Here is a 21499-nt window from a genome sequence, read left to right as displayed (position 1 = left end):
ATCGCCTGCATGCTTGGGAAGCTGACTTGACCTTTTCCGAACTGAACCTGCACACCGGTCTCCTGCGCGCTCTGGAGGCCGCCGGCCACACGTCCCCCACCCCCGTCCAGGCGGCGGCCATCCCCGCGGCGCTCGAAGGCCGCGACGTTCTGGCGACCGCCGACACCGGCACCGGCAAGACCGGCGCCTTCCTGCTGCCGTCGCTGCATCGTCTGGCCGTCGCCGACGAGGAGCGCAAGACCGCGCGGCCCTTCGGCCCCCGCGTCCTGGTCCTGGCCCCGACCCGCGAGCTCGCGCGTCAGGTCACCATGGCCGCGCGCACCTATGTGAAGTTCCTGCGGCTGTTCATCGTCGATGTGGTCGGCGGTGAGCCGTTCCGCCCGCAGATCCGCGACCTGTCGCGCACGGTCGACGTCCTGGTCGCCACTCCCGGCCGGCTGATGGACCACATCCGCCGCGGCAACGTCCGTCTGGACGAGGTCGAGGTGCTGATCCTGGACGAGGCCGACCGCATGCTCGACATGGGCTTCGCGGAGGACATCGCCGCCATCAGCGGCGCCTGCCCCAAGGAGCGCCAGACGCTGCTGTTCACCGCCACGCTCGACCGGCGGATGGAAGGGGTTGCCCGCAACCTCGTCCGCGATCCGGCCCGCGTCGCGGTGGAGAGCACCCCGGCCAGCGCGCCGAAGATCGAGCAGCGCGTGATGCACGCCGACGACCTCGGCCACAAGCGCAAGCTGCTGCGCCACTTCGCGGCCTCGACGGAGATCCACAAGGCGATCATCTTCGCGGCCACCAAGCGCGACGCCGACGAGCTGGCGTCCGAACTGGCGCAGGAAGGCCATGCGGCGGCGGCGCTGCACGGCGACATGCACCAGGAGGCGCGCACCCGCACCCTGCACCGCCTGCGCGACGGCCGCGTGCGGCTGCTGGTGGCGACCGATGTCGCCGCGCGCGGCATCGACGTGCGCGACATCAGCCACGTCATCAATTTCGACCTGCCGCGCAACCCGGAGGACTATGTCCACCGGATCGGCCGCACTGGCCGGGCGGGGGCGGAGGGCATCGCCATCTCCTTCGCCACCCGCAACGACCGCGGCTCGCTGCGCAACATCGAGCGGCTGATCGGCAACTCCGTCACGGTCCACACCGTGGAGGGGCTGGAGCCGACGATGTCCTTCGACCCGCCGCGCGGTGCCCACCAGGGCCGTCCGCGCGGTCGCGGCGGTTTCGGCGGCGGCCCGCGCGGGGCGCAGCAGCCGGCCCGCCGCCCGCACCGGAACGGCGAGGCGCCCCGCGCGCCGCGCCCGGCCCAAGCCGGTGATGGCGGCTTCAAGCCGATGAGCCGTCGTCACCCGTAAGCGGAAAAATCGCGCACCCGTGGCGGAACGGGTCCGGGCATGCCATGTTTAGGCGATGATCCGGACCACGCCCGTTCTGGTGCCGAACCCGCCGCCGCTCTGGCCGAGCCAGGTCGCGCATTGCCTGAGGCTGATGCGCGACCTGGGGGCTCCGGCCGTGCTGTTCGAAGGCCAGTTGATCGCCACACCCTTCGGCCCGCGCATCGCCGCCACCATGGCGCTGTCGGCCGAGATGGGCCCGGTGCCGCTCGACGAGCACCCCTCCTACCGCCCCGCCATGCGCGACGCCTCGGCGATGGTGACCTTCGCCCGAATGGCCGCGCTGAACGCCAGCGGCATCGACCCCGTGACCGCCAGCACCGAACCGGAATCGGCCCTGTGGCAGGTCGTCGTCGTGCCGGCCGGTGTGGCGCTGATCGCGCGCACCGACAACGCCGATTTCGGCCCGTTCCTGTTGAGCGAGCGCGAGCCCGACGAACGGCAGAGCATGCTGGTCGGCCGGCAGCTCGCCTTTGCCGGCATCACCGTCGGCGAGCCGGATCCATGCACCACCATCCACGAGTGATCGCCAACCGGGCAGGAGGAAGCAGGTGAGCAAGTACGAGGAACGCACCTACCGCGTCGGCAAGAAGCGGCCCAGCATCGCCGACATGAAGGGACAGCGCGAGCGGCTTCGCCAGGATCTGGAGCAGTTCACCGCCCGCAAGCCCGCCGCGGCCGTCATCGCCTCGCTTCGCGAGCGGATCAAGGCGATCGACCTGGAGATCGCCGAGGCCGAGGCGGAACGCAAGCGCGACCGCCCCGCCCCGATGGGTGACGACGAGCCGGATGGCGTGGGCAACACCGAGACCGGCGCGCAGGCCGGCCTGCGCGCCACCTCCAGCCGCTTCCCGCCGCGCGGCCGTCCCGGCCGCTGAACCGGCTTTCGTGAACGGGTTTCCGGGGTGCTTGCCGAGGGCGGTGCCCTTGGAAGCCCGTTCGCGTTCCTGACACCGCCGTTCCAGACACCGCCAGCGACTCCCCCCAATCTTGCGTGGGTGCGGCGCCCGTATGGGTGAGAGTCGGTCCTGTTCCCAAGCCTTCTGAATACCACTCCTTTTAGCCGGCCAAAATGCATCCGTGCTTGGCTAACAATCGTCACAGCGGAAAAACAAAAACAAAGGCGCTGGAAATTTCGATCCGGCCAATGTTTGTGCCGGTGATGATGGAGGCGGTGCGTGAAGGCGGCAATTCTTGCTGGCGGACTGGGAACGCGCTTTTCCGAAGAAACCAAAGGACGCCCGAAAGCGCTGGTCGAGATCGGTGGACGGCCGATCATTTGGCATGTCATGCGCCATTACGCGCATTTCGGCTTTTCCGAATTCGTGCTGGCAGGCGGCTACCGGAAAGCCGATCTGGCCCGCTACTTCACCGATTACCACCGGCTGGAGGGCAGCATCGCCGTCGACCTGCGCACCGGCACCACAGTGCGGCACGACGACGGGGCGCTGGACTGGCTGGTCCACGTCATCGACACCGGCGAGCACACCATGACCGGCGGTCGGGTCAAGCGCCTCGCCCCGTTCCTTGGCAACGAGACCTTCATGCTGACCTGGTGCGACGGGCTGGCGGATGTCGATCTCGCGGCGCTGCTCGCCTTCCACCGGTCGCACGGGCGGCTGGCGACCGTCACCGCGGTCCAGCCGCCAGGGCGCTTCGGCCATCTGACCCTGGACGGCGATGCGGTCACCGGCTTCGAGGAGAAACCCGAACGGTCCGGACACTGGATCAACGGCGCCTTCTTCGTGCTGGAACCCGGCGTGTTCGACTACATCGAGGGTGACGCCACGATGTGGGAGGAGGAGCCGATGCGCCGCCTCGCCACCGACGGCCAGCTCATGGCCTACCGCCACGACGGCTTCTGGCAGTGCATGGACACCGCCAAGGAGCGCGACCTTCTGGAAAAGCTCTGGGCCACCGGCAAGGCCCCATGGAACCTCCGACCCTGACGGGCGGCAAACAGGGGACACATCATGCGCGTCTTCGTTTCGGGACATCACGGCTACATCGGCACGGTGCTGACCCGGCTGCTGCGCCGCGCGGGGCACAGCGTGGTCGGCGCCGACATGTATCTTTACGACGACTGCACCTACGGCACGGCGGACCCGGCCCAGCTCAGCAACACGCTGGTCAAGGACATCCGCGAGTTGACCCCGGCCGATCTGGACGGCGTCGACGCGGTGATCCATCTGGCCGGCTTGTGCAACGACCCGCTCGGCGACCTGCTGCCCGCGGTGACGCTGGAGATCAACCACGAGGCGACCATCCGCCTCGCCGACATGGCGCGGACGGCCGGGGTGAGGCGCTTCGCCTTCTCGTCGAGCTGCAGCGTCTACGGCGCCGCCGGGGCCGACTGGGTGGACGAGAGGTCGGAGCCCAACCCGGTCACCCCCTACGCGGTCTCCAAGCTGCGGGCGGAGGAGGATCTGCGGGCGCTGGCCGGCGACGACTTCTCGCCGGTGTTCCTGCGCTCGGCCACCGCCTACGGCCTGTCGCCGCGAATCCGCTTCGACCTCGTGGTCAACAACCTCACCGCCTATGCGGTGGCGAAGGGCGAGGTGCTGATGAAGAGCAACGGCATGGCGTGGCGCCCGCTGGTCCACATCGAGGACATCAGCCGCGCCTTCGTCGCCGCCATCGAGGCGCCGGCCGACACCGTGCATGGCGAGGTGTTCAACGTCGGCATCACGACCGAGAACTATCTGGTCCGCGAGATCGCCGAGCTGGTCGAGGAGACGGTGCCCGGCGCCCGCATCGCCTACGCCGGGGGGGCCGACGCCGACCGCCGCAGCTACCGCGTGGATTGCTCCAAGATCGCGTCGAAACTGCCGCGCTTCCGCCCGCAATGGACGGTGCCGCGCGGCATCGAGGAGCTGTACCGCCGCTTCACCGACGTCGGCCTGACGGTGGAGGATTTCGAGGGACCCAAGTACCAGCGGCTGGCCCACCTGAAGCACCTGATCGCCAAGGGGCTGGTGGACGACCGCCTGCGCTGGGCTCCGCATGTGACCCTGCCGCGGCCGGAGCGGCCCACGCTCCCCGGCATCGCCGTCGTCTGACGCCATCCCCGGGAGACCCTGCCATGCACATCGACCGCTGCCGCGCCTGCGGCGGGGCGGAGCTTCTGCCCGTGCTCGACCTCGGCCGCGTGCCGGTGGCGGATCGGCTGGTCTCCCCCACGGGGCTGGACGGGCCGGAGCCGGCCTACCCGCTCACCGTGGTCTTCTGCCCGGCCTGCGCGCTGGTGCAGATCGACTACACCGTACCGCCGGAGGAGCTGTTCACCCGCGACTATCCCTATTACTCCTCCTTCTCGCCGGCGCTGCTCGCGCATTCCCGCGACAACGCGCTGGACCTGATCCGGCGCCGCAAGCTCGGCCCCGGCCGTCTGGTGGTGGAGATCGCCAGCAACGACGGCTACCTGCTGCGCAATTTCGTGGAGGCCGGGATCCCGGTGCTGGGCGTCGACCCGGCCACCGGCCCCGCCGCCGCCGCGAGCGCCGCCGGCGTGCCGACGCTGGAGGCCTTCTTCGACAGCGCGCTCGCCCGCTCGATCGTGGCGGAGCGCGGGCCGGCCGACGTCATCATCGCCAACAACGTGCTGGCCCACGTCGCCGGGCTGAACGACGTGGTGGCTGGCGTCGGCATCCTGCTGGCGGAGGACGGGGTGGCGTCCATCGAGATGCCTTATGTCCGCGACCTGATCGACCATGTGGAGTTCGACACGATCTACCACCAGCACCTCTGCTACTTCTCGCTGACGGCGCTGGTCGGGCTGATGGCGCGGCACGGGCTGTCGGTGAACGACGTGGTGCGGCTGCCCATCCATGGCGGCTCGCTGCGGATCCATGTCGGCCATCGCCGCGCTCCGAGCGAGGCGGTCACCGCCCTGCTGGCGGAGGAGCGGGCGGCGGGGCTGGACCGCATCGGCTATTACGCCGGTTTCGCCCGGCGCGTGGAGGCACTGCGGGACTCTCTGACCGAACGTCTGCGCACCCTCCGGGCCGGCGGTGCCCGCATCGCCGCCTACGGCGCCGCGGCCAAGGGCACGACGCTGATCAATGTCGCCGGAATCGGGGCCGAGCTGATCGACTATGTGGTGGACCGCAACCACCACAAGCACGGCCGCTTCATGCCGGGCAAGCACCTGCCCATCCGCCCCGTCGATGCGCTGATGGAGGATCGGCCGGACTATGTGCTGCTGCTGACCTGGAACTTCGCCGACGAGATCCTGGAGCAGCAACGCGGCTACCGCGAGGCTGGCGGACGCTTCATCGTGCCGGTGCCGGAGGTGAGGATCGTCGCATGACGCTCGCCGCCGACTCCCCCGATGCACCGGCCCCGGCGGGTGGCCGGCACTGCCCGGCCTGTGGTGCGCCGGGTGCCGAGCCGGTCTACCGGCTGTCCGGCATTCCGACCAACAGCTGCATGCTGGTGGACACGCGCGATGCCGCACTGGCCTTTCCCACCGCGGCGCTGGAGCTGTGCCTGTGCGGCGCCTGCGGCTTCCTGTTCAACGCCGCCTGGCGGCCGGGCCGCACCGTCTACGCCGCCGGCTACGAGGAGACGCAGGGCTATTCGCCGACCTTCACCGCCTTCCACCGCGCTCTCGCCGCCGAGCTGACGGAGCGCTTCGCGCTGCGTGGCGCGCGGGTGCTGGAGATCGGCTGCGGCAAGGGCGAGTTCCTGGCCCTGCTCGTCGGGGCCGGCGCGGCGGAGGGGCTGGGCTACGACCCCGGCTATGTCCCCGGCCGGCTGGACGCCGACACCGCAAGGCGCGTGCGGGTGATCCCGGAGTATTTCGACGAGAACACACCGGCCGACCCCGGCGCGCTCGTCTGCTGCAAGATGACGCTGGAGCATGTGTACGACGTCGCCGGCTTCGTGCGCGCGGTGCGGCGGCTGATCGGCGACCGCGACACGGGCGTGTTCTTCATGGTGCCGGACGCCGGGCGCATCCTCGACGACGTCGCCTTCTGGGACGTCTATTACGAGCATGTCTCCTACTTCACGGCCGACAGCCTCGCCGGGCTGTTCCGGCGCGAGGGCTTCGCCGTGGAGGATGTGTGGACCGGCTATGGCGGCCAGTACCTGATGATCGCCGCCCGCCCTGGCCGCACGGCACCGGAGCCGATGGCGCCCGGCGGCGTGGCCGCGCTGCGCCACCGCGCCTTGAGCTTTTCCCGCGGGGTGGACGCCCTGCGCCGCGACTGGCGGGAGCGGCTGGCGGCGTCGCAGCGGCAGAGGCGGCGGGTGGCACTCTGGGGCTCCGGCTCCAAGGCGGTGTCCTTCGTGACCACGGTGGGCATCGGCGACGAGGTGGCCTGCGTCGCCGACATCAACCCGCACCGGCACGGCTGCTTCCTGCCGGGCTCCGGCCACCGCATCGTCTCCCCGGCCGAGGTCGCCGCCCTGGCCCCGGATCTGGTGGTGGTGATGAACCCCCTCTACCGCGCCGAGGTCGCCCGCGACCTGGAGACGCTGGGCTGCCGGCCGGAAATCGTGACGCTGTGAGGAGCCGGGGGGCACCGCCCCGGCTCACCGGAATCACGCCCTCCAGCCCCCGGCGATCCCCTCCCGCAGGCGCCGTGCCGTGCGGGTGAACAGCTTCAGCGCGGCCAGATCCACCGCGCGCCCCAGGAACAGCCGGAACAGCGCAAGGTCGCCGTGGGCGGTCGCCGGGCGCAGACCGATGAAGCGGGCGCCCATCTCCTCGGCCGCCGCGATCGCCGCCGGTGCGGCCTCGTCCTCCAGCCGGACCAGCACATCGAACACGTCCGCCCGCAGCGCGATGGCTTCCCGCTGGGCGATGTTCAGACGCTGACCGATGTCGCCGCCCACCGACAACACGAGCAGGTGCAGCCGCGCCGCGACGCGCGAGAAGTCCATGTCGACGACGGATGGTGCCTCCGGCGGCGTTGCTGCGCCCGCCACCACGCGCACGGCGAGCCCGGTCTCGGCGTAGATCGTCGCCGTCACCGCTTCCAGGTGCGCCGGAACATGCACGGCCACCGCATCGCGCTGGCGCAGGAGGTGGTGGCACAGCACCAGCGACTCCCGCTGACGCACGTCGTCGAACCCCGTGAAGGTCAGGGGCGGGACCTCGCCGATCAGCAGGGCGCAGGCCTTCAACCCGACCTGTGCGGCGACCGCCTGGCTGCCGGGATGGGTGGTCACGGCCTCCGCGACCAGCCCGTCAAGGTCGAGCGTCGCGGCGTGGTCGACGATGAAGCGGGTCAGCCGCTGCGCCATGCCGTCGCGGCGGAAACGGGGCTCCACCGCGAGCATGCTGACCTCCTTGTGGCGCGGCATGCCGGCGACGGGCTTCAGCCCGACATGCCCGACGATGCCGATCCCCTCCGCCTCGGCGACGGCGGAGACGAGATGGCCGGCCTCGATCATCGCGCGCACGCGGTCGGGGTGGAAGATGTCCTCGTACGGGTAGCTGTACTCGAAGCAGCGCCAGATGCAGCGCGCCGCCTCCACCGCCTCGTCCGGCCGCATCGGGCGTATGGTGACCGGCACCGGCCCGACCGCGGCCGGCTCCTCCGCCCGTGGGGTTGCCGGGGGGCGTGCGACCGCGTGGCGCTTCACCAGCACCAGCTCCTTGCCCTTGCGCCCCAGGTTGAGCATGCGCACGCCATCCACAGCCGACCGCATGAGATGCAGCCCCAGCCCCGCGGCGTTGGTGTCGTCCGCCGAACCGCCGAGTTGGAAGGGCAGCAGCCGCTCGGTGTCGAAAGGGATGCCCTTGTCGCGCACCGCGACCTCCACCCCGTCCGGCGCCGTGCGCCACAGGACGGTGTAGTCCCGCGTCCGGTCACCGCCGTAGGCGTGCTCGATGACGTTCGCCGCGGCCTCCTCGGTGGCGAGCGCCAGCATGGCGCCGGCGCGCTCCGGCAGACCGCTCGCCGCGGCCATGCCGGTGATGAAGCCGTGCAGCACCGGCAGCAGCGCCGGGTCGGTCCTCAGGACAAGGGACGCCGTGTCGGTGGTGAGGGAGGTGCCGTCCGTGGCGGGCGCGTCGCTGCTCATCCCGGTGTCCTGCGCTGTGTCCGTGACCGGGATCAATAGCAACACAATCGAATGAATCACAATGTCGAGCCGGTCCGGCACCGGCCCGCCGACCTGTCACTCCTCGATGTTGCGGGCGAGAACCTCGCGCTTGCCGGAGTGGTTGGGCTTGCTGACGACGCCCTCCAGCTCCATGCGCTCGATCAGGCGGGCGGCGGAGTTGTAGCCGATGCGGAGCTGGCGCTGGATGAAGCTGGTGCTGGCCTTGCGCTCCCGGCACACCACCGCGACCGCCTTGTCGTACAGCTCGTCGCCGGAGCCCGACGCACCGCCCGATCCGCCGTCGTCGTAGGAACCGCCCTCGGCGTCCTCGTCCTCCTCGGTGATGGCGTCGACGTAGCTGGGCTCGCCCTGCGCCTTCAGGAACCTCACGACCTGCTCGACCTCGCCGTCGGAGACGAAGGGGCCGTGCACGCGGGTGATGCGGCCGCCGCCGGCCATGTAGAGCATGTCGCCCTGGCCGAGGAGCTGCTCGGCCCCCTGTTCGCCCAGGATGGTGCGGCTGTCGATCTTGCTGGTCACCTGGAAGCTGATGCGGGTCGGGAAGTTGGCCTTGATGGTGCCGGTGATCACGTCCACCGAGGGGCGCTGGGTCGCCATGATCAGGTGGATGCCGGCGGCGCGCGCCATCTGGGCAAGGCGCTGGATGGCCGCCTCGATGTCCTTGCCGGCGACCAGCATCAGGTCGGCCATCTCGTCCACGATGACCACGATGTAGGGCAGCTCGATCAGGTCGAGCGGCTGCTCCTCGAACAGCGGCTTGCCGGTGTCGGGGTCGAAGCCGGTCTGCACCTTGCGGGTGAGAAGCTCCCCCTCCTCCCGCGCCTCGCGCAGGCGGGCGTTGTAGCCCTCGATGTTGCGCACGCCCAGCTTGGACATGTTGCGGTAGCGGTCCTCCATCTCCCGCACCGTCCATTTCAGCGCCACGACCGCCTTCTTGGGGTCGGTGACGACGGGGGCGAGCAGATGGGGGATGCCTTCGTAGACCGACAGCTCCAGCATCTTGGGGTCGATCATGATGAAGCGGCAGCGGTCGGGCGGCAGCCGGTAGAGCAACGACAGGATCATCGTGTTGACCGCCACCGACTTGCCCGAGCCGGTGGTGCCGGCCACCAGCAGATGCGGGAAGCGGGCGAGGTCGGCCACCACCGGCTGGCCGCCGATGTCCTTGCCCAGCGCCAGCGCCAGCTTGCCCTGGCTCTTGCCGAAGCTGTCCGACGACAGCAGCTCGCGCAGCAGCACCGTCTCCCGCTTGGCGTTGGGCAGCTCGATGCCGATGACGTTGCGGCCGGGCACCACGGCCACGCGCACGGACACCGCACTCATGGACCGCGCGATGTCGTCGGCCAGCCCGATGACGCGCGACGATTTGGTGCCGGGGGCCGGCTCCAGCTCGTACAGAGTGACGACCGGGCCGGGGTGGACCTTCTGCACCTCGCCGCGCACGCCGAAGTCGGACAGCACGCCCTCCAGCACCTCGGCGTTGCGGCGCAGAGAGTCCTCGTCCAGCCGTTCGGCCCTGGCGGTGGGGGACGGCGCCTGGAGAAGGTCAACCGGCGGCAGCTCGATGCCCTCGCCGTCGGGAATCAGGGGTGGGGCACTGGGCCGGCCCTGCTCCGCCTTCGGCTTGGCCGGCTGTGGCGGGGCGACCACGGACACGCTGCGGCGCGGCCCGTCGCCGGCGGCGGCGGGCGCCGGCGGCGCCTTGCGGGTGACCGGGGCAAGCTCGTCGTCGAAGACGGGACCCGAGTCGAAGACCGGGTCGGTGCCGCGGTCAAGCGACGGGTCGCGCCGTTCCGCCACCGTCTCCGGCGCTTCGCGACGCTGCGGCATCAGACCACCGGCCAGACCGGCCAGCCGCCCGACACCGCCGGTCGCCAGCCCCGCCAGACGGGCGATGCCGTCCTGGATGCCGCGCCTGGCGTTGCCGATCCCGGCGGCGGTGTCGCGCAGGCTGGTCACCCAGTCCCGCGGCGAGACGCCGATGGCGAGGAACAGGAACAGCCCGGCCGCCGCGGTGGCGCCGGTGGCGACCAGCGAGCGGGCGCCGCCGTCGAACAGGCCGGCGTTCAGCCCCTCCAGCAACAGCCGCCCGACGCTGCCGCCGGGGTTGGGGGACAGCGGATCCTCCTCCCCCGTCGTCATGCCGGCCAGGGCTACCGCGGCCATCGCGATTCCGACGACTCCGGCCTGGAGCCGCAGCAGCGGGTGTCGCACCGGCTTGTGCAGGCTGAGCCGCCAGCCCCAGGCCAGCGGCAGGAAGGCCAGGACGTAGCCGCCGAAGCCCAGCCCCTGCACCATCACGTCGGCCAGCACCGCGCCCGGCCGGCCGAACAGGTTGCCGATCGCCACATCCCCCGCCGGAACGCTGTTCCAGGACGGATCGCCGCGCGTGTAGGTGGCCTGCACCGCCACCAGCAGCAGCCCGGCCAGACCGAGCGCGAAGCCGCCCATCTCGTAGGTGCGCGCCGCGACGAAGGCGCGCATGGCGGGGGAGAAGAAGGGCTTGCGCTCGGACCGACGGGCCGCGCGGCGCGAGGTCGCCACGGACGGGTTCGCGTCGGGACTGCGGGTGGTCATCGCTCGGGCCTTGCCGTTTCGCGTCCGTGGCCGGGATCGGTCGTGGGGGCGTGGTTCAATCAAGGATGCGCACCAGGGCGGCGCAGGCGTCCGCCACCGTTTCGGGGTCCTGCACCAGGGCGACGCGGATGAAGGCGGCACCCGGATCGGGCTCGCCGGGGACCGGGCGGGACAGATAGGCGCCGGGCAGCACGCGGATGGCGCCCTCCGCCCACAGCTTCCGCGTCGCCGCCTCGCCGTCGCCGACATCCAGCCACAGGAAGAAGCCGCCGTCGGGACGGCTGTAGCCGAACCGCCCCTGCAGCGCCGACTCGGCCGCTTCGAACTTGGCGCGGTAGAGCGCCCGGTTCTCCTCGACATGCGCGTCGTCGTTCCACAGCGCGGCCGAGGCGGCGCAGACCGGCAGCGGCATGCCGGTCAGCGAATAGCTGCGCACGCGCGAGAAGGTGGCGATGACCGCCGGGTCGCCCGCCACGAAGCCGGAACGCAGGCCGGCGGCGCTCGACCGCTTGGACAGGGAGTGGAAGACCAGCAGGTTGGCCAGCGGGTGGCCGTCGTGGGGCAGCGCCGCCGCGACCTCCAGCGCGCCCACGGGCGGGCGGTCCAGCCAGATCTCGGCGTAACACTCGTCCACCGCCAGCACGAAGCCGTAGCGGCGGGCCAGCCCGATGGCGCGCGCCAGATAGGCCCGGTCGGCCGCCGCCCCCTGCGGGTTGCTGGGGCTGCACAGGTAGACCAGCGCCGTGCGCTCCAGCAGCTCCGGGCCGAGCGCGTCGAGGTCGGGCAGGAACCCCGTCTCCCGCGTCGCCGGCAGGAACACCGGGTCGGCCCCGGCGAGCAGCCCGGCGCCCTCGTACACCGCGTAGAAGGGGTTCGGCATCAGCACGGCCGGTGTCCGTCCGGCCTTGCTCCGCGGCACCACGGCCAGCGCCAGCAGGAACAGCGCCTCGCGCGTGCCGGTAGCGGGCAAAATGTCGCGGTCGGCGTCGATCAGGCCGACCGGAAGCCCGTAGCGCCGCCCCAGCCAGCCGGTGATCGCGGCGCGCAGCTCGGGCGTTCCGTTGACCGGCGGGTATTTGCCCCACAGGTGACGGTTGGCGTGCAGGGTCTCGTCGATGACCGCGGGGGGCGGGTGCTGCGGCTCGCCCACCGACATCACCCGCGGCTGCACGTTGGCGCTGGGCGTCACATCGGCCAGCAGCCGGGCCAGCCGGGTGAAGGGATAATCGGTCAGCCGCTCCAGCCGGTCGTTGACCGAGGCCGGCAGGATTGCATCAAAAATAGCCGTCACGCTCGATCCCGCTTCCGTACGCGTTTCCCGGACCGCGCGCGCGTGGGATGCCGCACGGATGGCGCGGATTTTATCGGGCGGGTACTCCCGGCACAAGGGCGCTTGGTTAACAGCGCCGGGCACGCTCCGGACGGGATGTCCGGGTTGCCCTGGCACAAGACACGGTCCGGCAAAGCGACCCACCCGGCGACTTGGCACCGGGTGGGTATCGGCGGGCCGTGCGGAACGGATCGATCAGAGCGCTTCGGAATTCGTCTCGCCGGTGCGGATGCGCACGGCGTGGGCGATTTCCAGGACGAAGATCTTGCCGTCACCGATTCGGCCGGTGTTGGCGGCCTTCTGGATGGCTTCGACCACCTGCTCGGCCTGGTCGTCGGCGACCGCGACCTCCACCTTCACCTTGGGCAGGAAGCTCACCGAGTATTCGGCGCCCCGGTAGATCTCGGTCTGGCCCTTCTGGCGACCGAAGCCCTTGACCTCGCTGACGGTGAGGCCCTGGATGCCCAGCGACGTCAGCGACTCGCGCACCTCGTCGAGCTTGAAGGGCTTGATGATGGCCATGACGAGCTTCATGTGGCTCCCCTTGTACGTTCCATTGCGACCCGCGCTGCGGGGTGTGGTGTCGAGAGTGTTCGCCCCGTGCGCGAAAATCAATGGGTTCAAGAATCATGCCGCCGCGTCCCCTTGGCGCAACGCGGATGTCGGTTCGGGAAAGGCCGCGGCTTGTGCAGACCGCGCCCAAAAAATGGGCACGGGCGTGTCGAAGCACCGCATCCCCCTGGACAAGCCGCATGTGGCGGCCAATTCTCCCACCGGTTTCACGTGGAACACGAGGTCTGGGCACCATGGTCGAATCGGGCATCGAATCCGGCACCGCATCTCTGGATGACATCGTCACCGAGGTCGTCGTCCTCGGCGGCGGGCTGGCCGGGCTGACGATGGCGGCGGCGCTGGCCACGGCCGGCGTGCCGGTCGTGTGCATCGACCGCGACAGCCCCGACACGCACCGCCGCGATGATTTCGACATCCGCACGACGGCCATCGCCTACGGCTCCATGAAGGTGCTGGAGGGGGCGGGGGTGTGGGCCTTCCTGGAGCCGGACGCCGGCCCGATCCTCGACATCCGGGTGGCCGACCAGTTCTCCCCGCTGTTCCTCCATTACGACCACCGGGAGCTGGAGTACGAGGGCGGCAACCGCCCCTTCGGCTGGATCATCGACAACAAGGACATGCGCCGGGCGCTGTTCGCCCGCGCGGCGGAGCTGCCGGGCCTGCGGCATCTTGCCCCGGCCCAGGCGGTGTCGGTGGAGCGCACCCGCAAGGGCGTGCGGGTGTCGCTGGCCGATGGGCGCACGGTGCGGGGCCGGCTGCTGATCGGCGCGGACGGGCGCGGGTCGCTGGCCCGCGAGCAGGCGGGCATCCGCACCCGGCGCTGGGCCTACAACCAGACCGCCATCATCTGCACCATCCGGCACGAGAAGCCGCACAACGGCGTGGCGGTCGAGCATTTCCTGCCCAACGGCCCCTTCGCCGTGCTGCCGATGACGGAGAACCGCTCCTCCATCGTGTGGAGTGAGCGCTCGTCGCTGGCGCCGATGTTCCTGAAGCTGCCCGACGACCAGTTCATCGACGAGCTGCAGCGCCGTTCCGGCGGCTATCTGGGTGACATCGGGCTGCTGACCCGGCGGGAGGGCTGGCCGCTGTCGGTGCTGCTGGCGGAGAGCTTCATCGCCGAGCGTCTCGCCCTGGTGGGGGAGGCGGCGCACGCCATCCATCCCATCGCCGGGCAGGGTCTCAACCTCGGCCTGCGCGACGTGGCGGCGCTGGCCGAGGTGATCGTGGACGCCCACCGCCTGGGCCTCGACGTCGGCGCGCCGCAGGTGCTGGCCCGCTACCAGCGCTGGCGGCGCTTCGACACGGTGCTGCTGGCGGCCGTCTGCGACGGGCTGGTGCATCTGTTCTCCAACAACATCCCGCCGGTGCGGCTGGCCCGCGATGTCGGCATGGCGGTCGTCAACCGGCTGCCGCCGCTGAAGCGGTTCTTCATGCGCCACGCCATGGGGGTGGTCGGCGACCTGCCGCGGATGATCCGTGGCGTGCCGCTGTAGGAACGCCTGAATCGTGGGCGTCCCGGATTTAATGGTTGCACCGGGGCGTCCACTTACCATGTACTCCGGTGTCATTCTGATTCGGTCTGTCGGCTTGCTGCGCCCTCGGGTGTCCTGACCTCGGCTTTCCTGGACACAGTCTGATGCGCTGCGCCGGTGGTGTGGCGCCACTCCATGCGTTACGGAGGAATGCGATGCCCGTCGGCACCGTGAAGTGGTTCAACAGCACGAAGGGTTACGGCTTCATCCAGCCGGAGAACGGCGGGGCGGACGTGTTCGTCCACATCACCGCGGTCGAGCGGGCCGGGCTGCGCGGCCTCGTCGAAGGCCAGAAGGTCTCTTTCGAGGAACAGCGCGACCCGAAGCGCGGCAAGACCTCGGCGGAGAACCTGAAGGCGGTCTGACCGGGCCATATCGGGTTCGTGGCACGGCCACCGGATTGCCGGTGGCCGTGCCGTTTTGCGTCATGACCGGGCCGATGGGAGGAGCCGTTGCCGTTCAAGCCCAATTACAACCAGCAACGCGCCGAGCGCAACCGCGCCAAGGAGCAGAAGAAGCTGGAGAAGAAGCAGCGTCGCGAGAGCAACGCTAAGGAGCCGGACTCCGAGGGCGAGGGCGATTCCGCCCCGACCGAAACCGAGACCATTTGATCCACCGGGAGCCAGCTCACCCATGGCACGCAAGAAACCGGCTGTTGACAAGGGCTTCGTGATGTTCGACGTCGTCTACCAGGACGGCGCCCGGACCTCCAACCGCAAGGTGCCGAGCGCCGATCTCGGCGGGCTGGACGGCGACGATCCGGCCCGCGCCTTCATCGAGGGACAGGACCGCAAGATCGCCGAGATGTCCGGCAACCCGCGCGGTCCCATCAAGACCATCACCCGCTCGCCCGGCCAATAGGCCCGGCGAACCAACAACCACAGGAGCGTCCCATAGCCAGGATCATCGACCAGTCCCTCCCGACCCGCGACGGCCCGCGGCTTAACCGGGAGATCACGGCGCGCAACGTGCGCCTGATCGACGCCACCGGAGCCATGGTGGGCGTCGTCTCCCTGCGCGAGGCGTTCGACGCCGCGGCGGACGCTGACCTCGATCTTGTCGAGATCGTGCCCAACGCCGAGCCGCCCGTCTGCAAGATCCTCGATTACGGCAAGCACCGCTTCGAGGAGCAGAAGAAGGCGAACCAGGCCCGCAAGAACCAGAAGGTCGTCGAGTTGAAGGAGCTGAAGCTCCGCCCCAACATCGACGACAACGACTACGCCATCAAGATGCGCGCCGCCCAGCGTTTCCTGGAGGAGGGCGACAAGGTCAAGCTGACCATGCGCTTCCGCGGACGTGAGATGGCGCACCAGGACATCGGCATGCGGGTGCTGGTGAAGGCACGCGACGAGCTCGACAGCGTCGCCAAGGTCGAGCAGATGCCGCGCGTCGAGGGACGCATGATGGTGATGGTGCTGGCGCCGCGCTGAGCTTCGGCGGGTACGGAACTGTTCGCCGGTCGTTACGGTTGTCATGGCTGGACCCTTGTGCATTGCACAATCGACAGCCGGAGACCACCGTGATCGACATCCGTCAGCACCGCGCCGGGGTCATCCTCGGCGCCGCTGCCGTGGCACTCGCCGCCGCCGCCGCAGTCCACAACGTCCGCCGCGCGCGCCGCGCCGAGCGGGACAACCCGTCGCGCGGACGCTTCGTCGAGGTCGACGGGGTGCGTCTGCACGTTCTGGAGCGGGGCGCCGGTCCGCCGGTGCTGCTGATCCACGGCAACGTGGTGACGGCGGAGGATTTCGCCGTCAGCGGCGTCATGGACCGGCTGGCGCGCACCCACCGTGTGATCGCCATCGACCGCCCGGGGATGGGGTACAGCGACCGACCCCGCGACCGGCTGTGGACCCCCGACGCCCAGGCCGACCTGCTGCTCCACGCCATGGAGCGGCTGGGCGTGGTGCGGCCCGTGATCGTCGGCCACTCGCTGGGCGCCATGGTGGCGACGGCGCTGGCGTTGCGCCATCCCGACGCGGTGCGCGGGCTGGTGCTGGCCGGCGGCTACTTCTACCCGACCGCAAGGCCGGACGTGGCGCTGACCCTGCCGCCGGCGGTGCCGGTCGTCGGCGACCTGCTGCGCTACACCGTCTCGCCGTTGTTCGGGGCCGTGTCGATGCCGGCGCTGCTGAAGGGCATGTTCAACCCATGCCCGGTGCCGCGGGCCTACCGCGACGGCCACGACACCGATCTGGCCCTGCGCCCCGGCCAGATCCGCGCGATGGCCGAGGACGGCACCATGATGGTGCCGGCCGCCGCGGCGATGCGGAACCACTACGGGGAACTCCACATGGCCGTCGCCATCCTGGCGGGGACGGAGGACGTGGTGGTCTTCCCCGCGGGCCAGTCGGAGCGCCTGCACCGGGACATTCCCCACGCCACGCTGCGCCTGATCCCCGGCGTCGGCCACATGCTCCACCACGCCGATCCCGACGCGGTGGCGGAGGCGGTGGAGACGGTGTTCCGGCAGAGCGGGGAAACCGTGACGCGGGAGGAGCGCCCGCGGGTGGCGGCTCCGATGTAGCCGCGCGTCCGCCCGGCCATCCCGCCCCCTGCCCTACCGCGCGCCGCGCCGGTAGAACCACGCCAGCACCGCCATGGTGATGACCCCCGCGAGGTCGTTCGCCAGGAACGCCCCCAGCACCCCGTGGTGGTCCACCAGGAACAGCCCGACCGTCAGCGTCGACAGGGTCGGCGGGAGCTGGGCGAAGAAGGTGGAGCGCACGCGCCCGCCCGCCCGCAGCGCCGATCCCAGCACGAAGGACACCGCCGTGAAGGGCACCTGCGCCGCGGCGGCGGTGAGGATGGCGGTGTCCACCATGCCGTCGAACCGGCCGCCGTAGAGCAGGCTGACCACCCGCTCCCCGAACGCCACCACGAAAACGCCGAACAGGAGGGTGGCCCCGGCCACCAGCGCCACCATCCGCACCACCATGCGGTCGAGCGCCTGCTGCCCGCCCGCCTCGAACACCCGCGCGAAGGCCGGCAGCACCAGCGGCCCCATGGAGCCCAGCACCAGCAGCGCCGGCATGATCACCAGCGCCACGGCGCGGAAGGTGCCGCCCGAGGACAGGGTCGCCAGCGCCGGCACCGCGAGGTAGAGGGCATTGGTGCCCGCCCATTCGAACAGCCGGCCGGGGATCGACCAGCGCCCGTACCGCCAGTGGTCGGCGGCGACGCCGCGCAGCCGCATCGGCGGGCCTTCGTCGGCGGGCAGCATGCGGCGCAGGTGCAGGATCAGGAACAGCGCCGCGGCGGCCGTCGCCACCGCCTGGGCGGCGAAGGCCGCCGCCGGCGACAGCCAGCCGCTCCACGCCAGCACGCCAAGCCCCAGCACGGTCACCGCCGTCTGCAGCGCCGCCGCCATCACGCAGCGGTGGTGCTGGCGCAGGATGTAGAAGGGGGGGCGCAGCAGCCAGCGCGTCAGCAGCAGCGGCATCCCCGCCCCGGCCGCCACCAGCGCCCAGCCCACCCCGGCGGAGCCGCGGTGCAGCATCACCGCCCCACCCCCCGCCAGCAGCAGCCCCAGCGCCAGCGCCAGCCACAGGTGCAGCCCGCCGGCGATGCGCATGTAGCGGCGGAGCTGGCCGCCGTGGCGACCGGCCCCATACACCGTCATCGGCTCGACCATCGCCGCGTCGTAGAGGTTCTGCGCCAGCAGGAAGCAGGAAAAGGCGACCATGTAGGCGCCGTAATCCTCCGCGCCCAGCCAGCGGGCGAGCAGCACGCCGATGACCAGACTGGAGACCGCGGCGATCCCCTGGTCGGCGATCGCCGTCACCCCGACGCGCGCCAGCCGCAGCAACCGCCCCAGCCGCGGCGAGGCGAGCGCCACGCGCACAGCGGCGACGCCGGGCGGCGTGCCGGACGAGGCGCCGGTCACGACGGCCCCATGGGCGGCCCCGCCGGCGGCAGCGGCGCCGGGCAGGGGGCGCCGGCGGTGCCGCGCACACGGGCCAGCGCCTGCTCCCCGGCGATCAGCAGGTCGCGGCCCAGCTTCGGCGCGCGGCCCATGGCCCAGGCCCCGACATGCAGGCGGCACTGCAGCCGTTCCGCCGCGGTCAACGGCGCCGGGTCGATGGCCCGCCAGTACTCGCGCAGCAGCCGCCATTCCGGAAAGGCGATGCGGTCCTTCCACACCGGGTCGAACCATTCGTCGGGCGGGATCGGCCCGATGCCGAGCAGGCGGCCCATGCGGGTGCGCCCCCGCCAGGTGCGCCGCGGGTCGAACAGCATGGAGCGGCCCTTGTGGCTGCGGTTCAGCAGGAGCACCTCCGGCACCTTGTGGAAGCGGCCGAACAGGGTCAGCGCGGCCAGCGTCAGCCGGTCGCCATGGGCGAAGGGGCCGAGCGGCGGCTGGTTGACGCGCCGCAGCGCGTCGCGCCGCATCAGCCCGAAGATCTCCACCCCGGTGTGGCGGCGCTGGTCCATACGGATGAGGTTGCGGAAGCGGTCGGGCGCGGCCGGCGGGTCGTAGTCGGCACCGGGCTCCTCGAACTCCTGGATCGCGCCCGCCTCGTCGATGCGCGCCCAGGCCGCGTGGCAGAGCACCACCGACGGGTCGCGGTCGAGCACCGCGACCGCGCGTTCCAGGAAGGCCGGGGCGCACAGGTCGTCGTGCGCCACCCATTTGAAGTGATCGCCGGTGGCGAGACGGCAGGCGTTGTTGAAGTTCCAGGCCGCCCCCCGGTTCACCTCCTGCCGGACAAGGCGGACCCGGCCGTCACGCGCGGCGTAGGAGGCCGCGATGTCGGGCGTGCCGTCCTGCGAGGCATTGTCCGAGACGATCAGTTCGAAATCGCCGAAGCTCTGCGACAGCAGGGACTCGATGCAGGCGGCGAGAAACCGCTCGCCGTTGTACACGGGCAATCCGAGACTGACCCGCGGCGTTCTTTCGCTCATCGTCGATCGCCGGCTTGTTGGGACTGGCTTGTCAGAACGGGGCCGCTGACGGCGTGGCGCATTATGCAGACGCAACCGGAACGGCCGCTGCGCGCATCGGGATCACGCCGTTCGGTGAAGGGCAGCCCCAACGGCCGCTTGACGGCGCCCGAGTGCGCGGGTGACGGGCAGTGCGTGGGTAACGGACGGCGTGCGCCCCCAACCGTGCCGCAGGGCAGCAATGCCCGCAACCCCGGCCCATGCGGGTTGCCGGGTCCCGGCACCACTGCCAAAGTGGCCGCCATGCCCTACTCTCCGCAAGACCGACACCCGCCAGCCGACATCCGGTTCGGCGAGTTCGTCGCGCTGATGGCGCTCCTGATGGCACTGACGGCGCTGTCCATCGACATCATGCTGGTGGCCCTGCCGCAGATCGCCGCGGATTACGCGGTCGACAACCCGAACCACCGGCAGCTCGTCGTCACCTGCTACATGCTGGGCTTCGCCGCCAGCCAGCCCTTCCACGGGCCGCTGTCCGACCGTTTCGGGCGCAAGCCGGTGCTGACGGCGGGGTTGGTGGTGTTCGCCATCGGCACCGTCGCGGCCATGCTGGCGCCGAGCTTCGAGCTGCACCTGGCCGGGCGCGCGCTGCAGGGGATCGGTGCGGCGGCACCGCGCATCGTGGCGGTGGCGGTGGTGCGCGACCGCTTCGCCGGGCGCGACATGGCCCGCGTGATGTCCTTCGTGATGACCATCTTCATCATCGTGCCGGTGCTGGCCCCGTCCATCGGCGAGGTCGTTTTGTGGACCGGCCACTGGTCCTGGATCTTCGGCTTCCTGCTGCTGGCCGCCGCGGTGGCGCTGGTGTGGTCGTCGCTGCGCCTGAAGGAGACGCGGCCCGCCGGGGACCGGCTGCCGCTGTCGGCGGCGGCGCTGGGCGGCGCCTACGCCACCATCCTCACCAGCCGGCGGTCGTTCGGCTACACCGTGGCCTCGGGCTTCATGTTCGGCGCGCTGATGAGCTACGTCACCAGCGCCCAGCAGATCTTCGTCGATGTCTACGGGCTGGGGGACATGTTCCCCATCGTGTTCGGCGCCATCGCCGCCGCCATGGCGGTGGCCTCCATCACCAACGCCCGGCTGGTCGGGCGGCTGGGCATGCGGCGGGTGTCGCACACGGCCATGCTGGGCTATGTGGCGGCCTGCGTGGCGCTGGCGGTGGCCGGCTTCCCGCCGCACCTGCCCCTGCCCTATTTCTGCGCCTTCCTGGCGGCCACCTTCTTCGCCTTCGGGCTGATGGTGCCGAACTTCAACGCGATGGCGATGGAGCCGCTGGGCCACATCGCCGGCGTCGGCTCCTCCTTCATCGGCTTCTACACCACGGCGACGGGTGCTGTGCTGGGCTGGATCATCGGGCAGTCCTTCGACGGCACGGTGCGGCCGATCACCATCGGCTTCTCCTGCTTCGGCATCGCCACCCTGCTGTCGGTGTTGGTCACCGAGCGCGGACAGCTCCTGAAGGCGCGCGAGCAGCAGCCCCGCCCCTGAGGCGGAGGCTTTTTTGGGTGGCGTGGTCGGAAGGGGTTGCGCCGCCCGCAACGACCGTGGTACATGCCCACCACTCCGCAAGGGGGCCGGTGTAGCTCAGTGGTAGAGCAGCGCTTTCGTAAAGCGAAGGCCGGGGGTTCAAATCCCTCCACCGGCACCATTCCTTACCAAAATCAGTCCGACGCCGTTGCGCTCCGCTCCCGACAGCGGTGGCGCGTTTTCGCGTTCGTGTTGATCGCACAGCGTTGCGCGGAATTACCCGCAAGTCCAAACCCGGACACGGCTAAACAGAGCGCGAAAGGCGCTCCGTCCAAACACTATCATCTCTGATGGATCGTATCGGCCATTCCCGGCCGGGAGGGCGCTCCATCCTCCCTTGGGAAGATGGAGCGGGCGAAGGGATTCGAACCCTCGACCCCAACCTTGGCAAGGTTGTGCTCTACCCCTGAGCTACGCCCGCTTCGTGGCGCGAGTGACGGGACTTGAACCCGCGGCCTCCGGCGTGACAGGCCGGCGCTCTAACCAACTGAGCTACACCCGCAACGAAGAGACGCGCTTGTATCCCTCCCCCGGCC

Annotated in this window: 20 protein-coding genes and 3 tRNA genes; 15 read left to right on the top strand and 8 right to left on the bottom strand. The window is 70.7% G+C overall.

Annotated features, from left to right (window positions below):
• Positions 1-26: 26 nt before the first annotated feature.
• The 7 genes from HL658_RS25875 to HL658_RS25845 all read left to right on the top strand — a co-directional run bounded on the left by HL658_RS25875 (position 27) and on the right by HL658_RS25845 (position 6914).
• Positions 27-1361 (top strand): DEAD/DEAH box helicase, encoded by a 1335-nt coding sequence (locus tag HL658_RS25875; protein ID WP_180285314.1) that lies wholly within the window; start codon positions 27-29, stop codon positions 1359-1361.
• Between the two features lie 55 nt (positions 1362-1416).
• Positions 1417-1926, top strand: a complete 510-nt coding sequence (locus HL658_RS25870) for a hypothetical protein (RefSeq protein ID WP_180285315.1) — start codon at positions 1417-1419, stop codon at positions 1924-1926.
• 25 nt (positions 1927-1951) lie between these two features.
• Positions 1952-2278: a Gas vesicle protein V gene (locus HL658_RS25865; RefSeq protein WP_180285316.1), complete on the top strand. Its 327-nt coding sequence runs from the start codon at positions 1952-1954 to the stop codon at positions 2276-2278.
• Positions 2279-2578: 300 nt separating this feature from the next.
• Positions 2579-3349, top strand: coding sequence for a glucose-1-phosphate cytidylyltransferase (gene rfbF / locus HL658_RS25860; RefSeq protein WP_180285317.1), 771 nt, complete (start codon positions 2579-2581; stop codon positions 3347-3349).
• 24 nt (positions 3350-3373) lie between these two features.
• Positions 3374-4459 (top strand): NAD-dependent epimerase/dehydratase family protein, encoded by a 1086-nt coding sequence (locus HL658_RS25855; RefSeq protein ID WP_180285318.1) that lies wholly within the window; start codon positions 3374-3376, stop codon positions 4457-4459.
• A gap of 23 nt (positions 4460-4482) precedes the next feature.
• Positions 4483-5709, top strand: coding sequence for a class I SAM-dependent methyltransferase (locus HL658_RS25850; protein ID WP_180285319.1), 1227 nt, complete (start codon positions 4483-4485; stop codon positions 5707-5709).
• Positions 5706-6914 carry a class I SAM-dependent methyltransferase gene (locus HL658_RS25845; protein WP_180285320.1) on the top strand — a complete coding sequence of 403 codons (1209 nt, stop codon included), beginning with the start codon at positions 5706-5708 and terminating at the stop codon, positions 6912-6914. The genes HL658_RS25850 and HL658_RS25845 overlap by 4 nt, the downstream gene beginning before the upstream one ends.
• A gap of 33 nt (positions 6915-6947) precedes the next feature.
• Here HL658_RS25845 and HL658_RS25840 read toward each other — a convergent pair whose 3' ends face one another.
• The 4 genes from HL658_RS25840 to glnK all read right to left on the bottom strand — a co-directional run bounded on the left by HL658_RS25840 (position 6948) and on the right by glnK (position 12918).
• Positions 6948-8435, bottom strand: a complete 1488-nt coding sequence (locus HL658_RS25840) for a GNAT family N-acetyltransferase (RefSeq protein WP_180285321.1) — start codon at positions 8433-8435, stop codon at positions 6948-6950.
• 96 nt (positions 8436-8531) lie between these two features.
• Positions 8532-11054, bottom strand: a complete 2523-nt coding sequence (locus HL658_RS25835; protein WP_246337884.1) for a DNA translocase FtsK — start codon at positions 11052-11054, stop codon at positions 8532-8534.
• Between the two features lie 55 nt (positions 11055-11109).
• A complete protein-coding gene (locus HL658_RS25830; protein ID WP_180285322.1) occupies positions 11110-12345 on the bottom strand; it encodes an aminotransferase class I/II-fold pyridoxal phosphate-dependent enzyme in 1236 nt (411 codons plus the stop codon).
• A gap of 234 nt (positions 12346-12579) precedes the next feature.
• Positions 12580-12918 carry a P-II family nitrogen regulator gene (gene glnK, locus HL658_RS25825; protein WP_180285323.1) on the bottom strand — a complete coding sequence of 113 codons (339 nt, stop codon included), beginning with the start codon at positions 12916-12918 and terminating at the stop codon, positions 12580-12582.
• Positions 12919-13190: 272 nt separating this feature from the next.
• On the opposite strand from glnK, the gene HL658_RS25820 reads away from it, so the two are divergent.
• The 6 genes from HL658_RS25820 to HL658_RS25795 all read left to right on the top strand — a co-directional run bounded on the left by HL658_RS25820 (position 13191) and on the right by HL658_RS25795 (position 17019).
• Positions 13191-14453, top strand: a complete 1263-nt coding sequence (locus HL658_RS25820) for a UbiH/UbiF/VisC/COQ6 family ubiquinone biosynthesis hydroxylase (RefSeq protein WP_180285324.1) — start codon at positions 13191-13193, stop codon at positions 14451-14453.
• 194 nt (positions 14454-14647) lie between these two features.
• A complete protein-coding gene (locus HL658_RS25815; protein ID WP_180285325.1) occupies positions 14648-14857 on the top strand; it encodes a cold-shock protein in 210 nt (69 codons plus the stop codon).
• 87 nt (positions 14858-14944) lie between these two features.
• Positions 14945-15103, top strand: a complete 159-nt coding sequence (locus HL658_RS25810) for a hypothetical protein (RefSeq protein WP_180285326.1) — start codon at positions 14945-14947, stop codon at positions 15101-15103.
• A gap of 22 nt (positions 15104-15125) precedes the next feature.
• Entirely contained in the window at positions 15126-15353 is a 228-nt protein-coding gene (locus HL658_RS25805) for a hypothetical protein (protein ID WP_180285327.1), read from the top strand.
• A 44-nt stretch (positions 15354-15397) separates the two neighbouring features.
• A complete protein-coding gene (gene infC, locus HL658_RS25800; RefSeq protein ID WP_180285439.1) occupies positions 15398-15922 on the top strand; it encodes a translation initiation factor IF-3 in 525 nt (174 codons plus the stop codon).
• Between the two features lie 89 nt (positions 15923-16011).
• Positions 16012-17019, top strand: a complete 1008-nt coding sequence (locus HL658_RS25795; protein WP_180285328.1) for an alpha/beta fold hydrolase — start codon at positions 16012-16014, stop codon at positions 17017-17019.
• Between the two features lie 33 nt (positions 17020-17052).
• Here HL658_RS25795 and HL658_RS25790 read toward each other — a convergent pair whose 3' ends face one another.
• Together HL658_RS25790 and HL658_RS25785 are read right to left on the bottom strand one after the other, a co-directional pair.
• Complete coding sequence (locus HL658_RS25790; protein WP_180285329.1) at positions 17053-18378, bottom strand: lipopolysaccharide biosynthesis protein; 1326 nt, start codon at positions 18376-18378, stop codon at positions 17053-17055.
• Complete coding sequence (locus HL658_RS25785; RefSeq protein WP_180285330.1) at positions 18375-19397, bottom strand: glycosyltransferase family 2 protein; 1023 nt, start codon at positions 19395-19397, stop codon at positions 18375-18377. Before HL658_RS25785 ends, HL658_RS25790 begins: the two co-directional genes overlap by 4 nt.
• Before the next feature lie 282 nt (positions 19398-19679).
• Here HL658_RS25785 and HL658_RS25780 point away from each other — a divergent pair, with 282 nt between their 5' ends.
• Complete coding sequence (locus HL658_RS25780; RefSeq protein ID WP_180285331.1) at positions 19680-20924, top strand: multidrug effflux MFS transporter; 1245 nt, start codon at positions 19680-19682, stop codon at positions 20922-20924.
• A gap of 85 nt (positions 20925-21009) precedes the next feature.
• A tRNA-Thr gene (locus tag HL658_RS25775) sits at positions 21010-21084 on the top strand.
• A gap of 225 nt (positions 21085-21309) precedes the next feature.
• On the opposite strand, the gene HL658_RS25770 is transcribed toward HL658_RS25775, so the two are convergent.
• Positions 21310-21384: transfer RNA gene (locus HL658_RS25770), tRNA-Gly, on the bottom strand.
• Between the two features lie 4 nt (positions 21385-21388).
• Positions 21389-21465, bottom strand: a tRNA-Asp gene (locus HL658_RS25765).
• Positions 21466-21499 lie beyond the last annotated feature (34 nt).

The organism is Azospirillum oleiclasticum (assembly GCF_013423485.1).
GTDB lineage: Bacteria > Pseudomonadota > Alphaproteobacteria > Azospirillales > Azospirillaceae > Azospirillum > Azospirillum oleiclasticum.
Note: the sequence above shows the minus strand (reverse complement) of the source record. Positions and strands in the feature narration are given on the sequence as shown.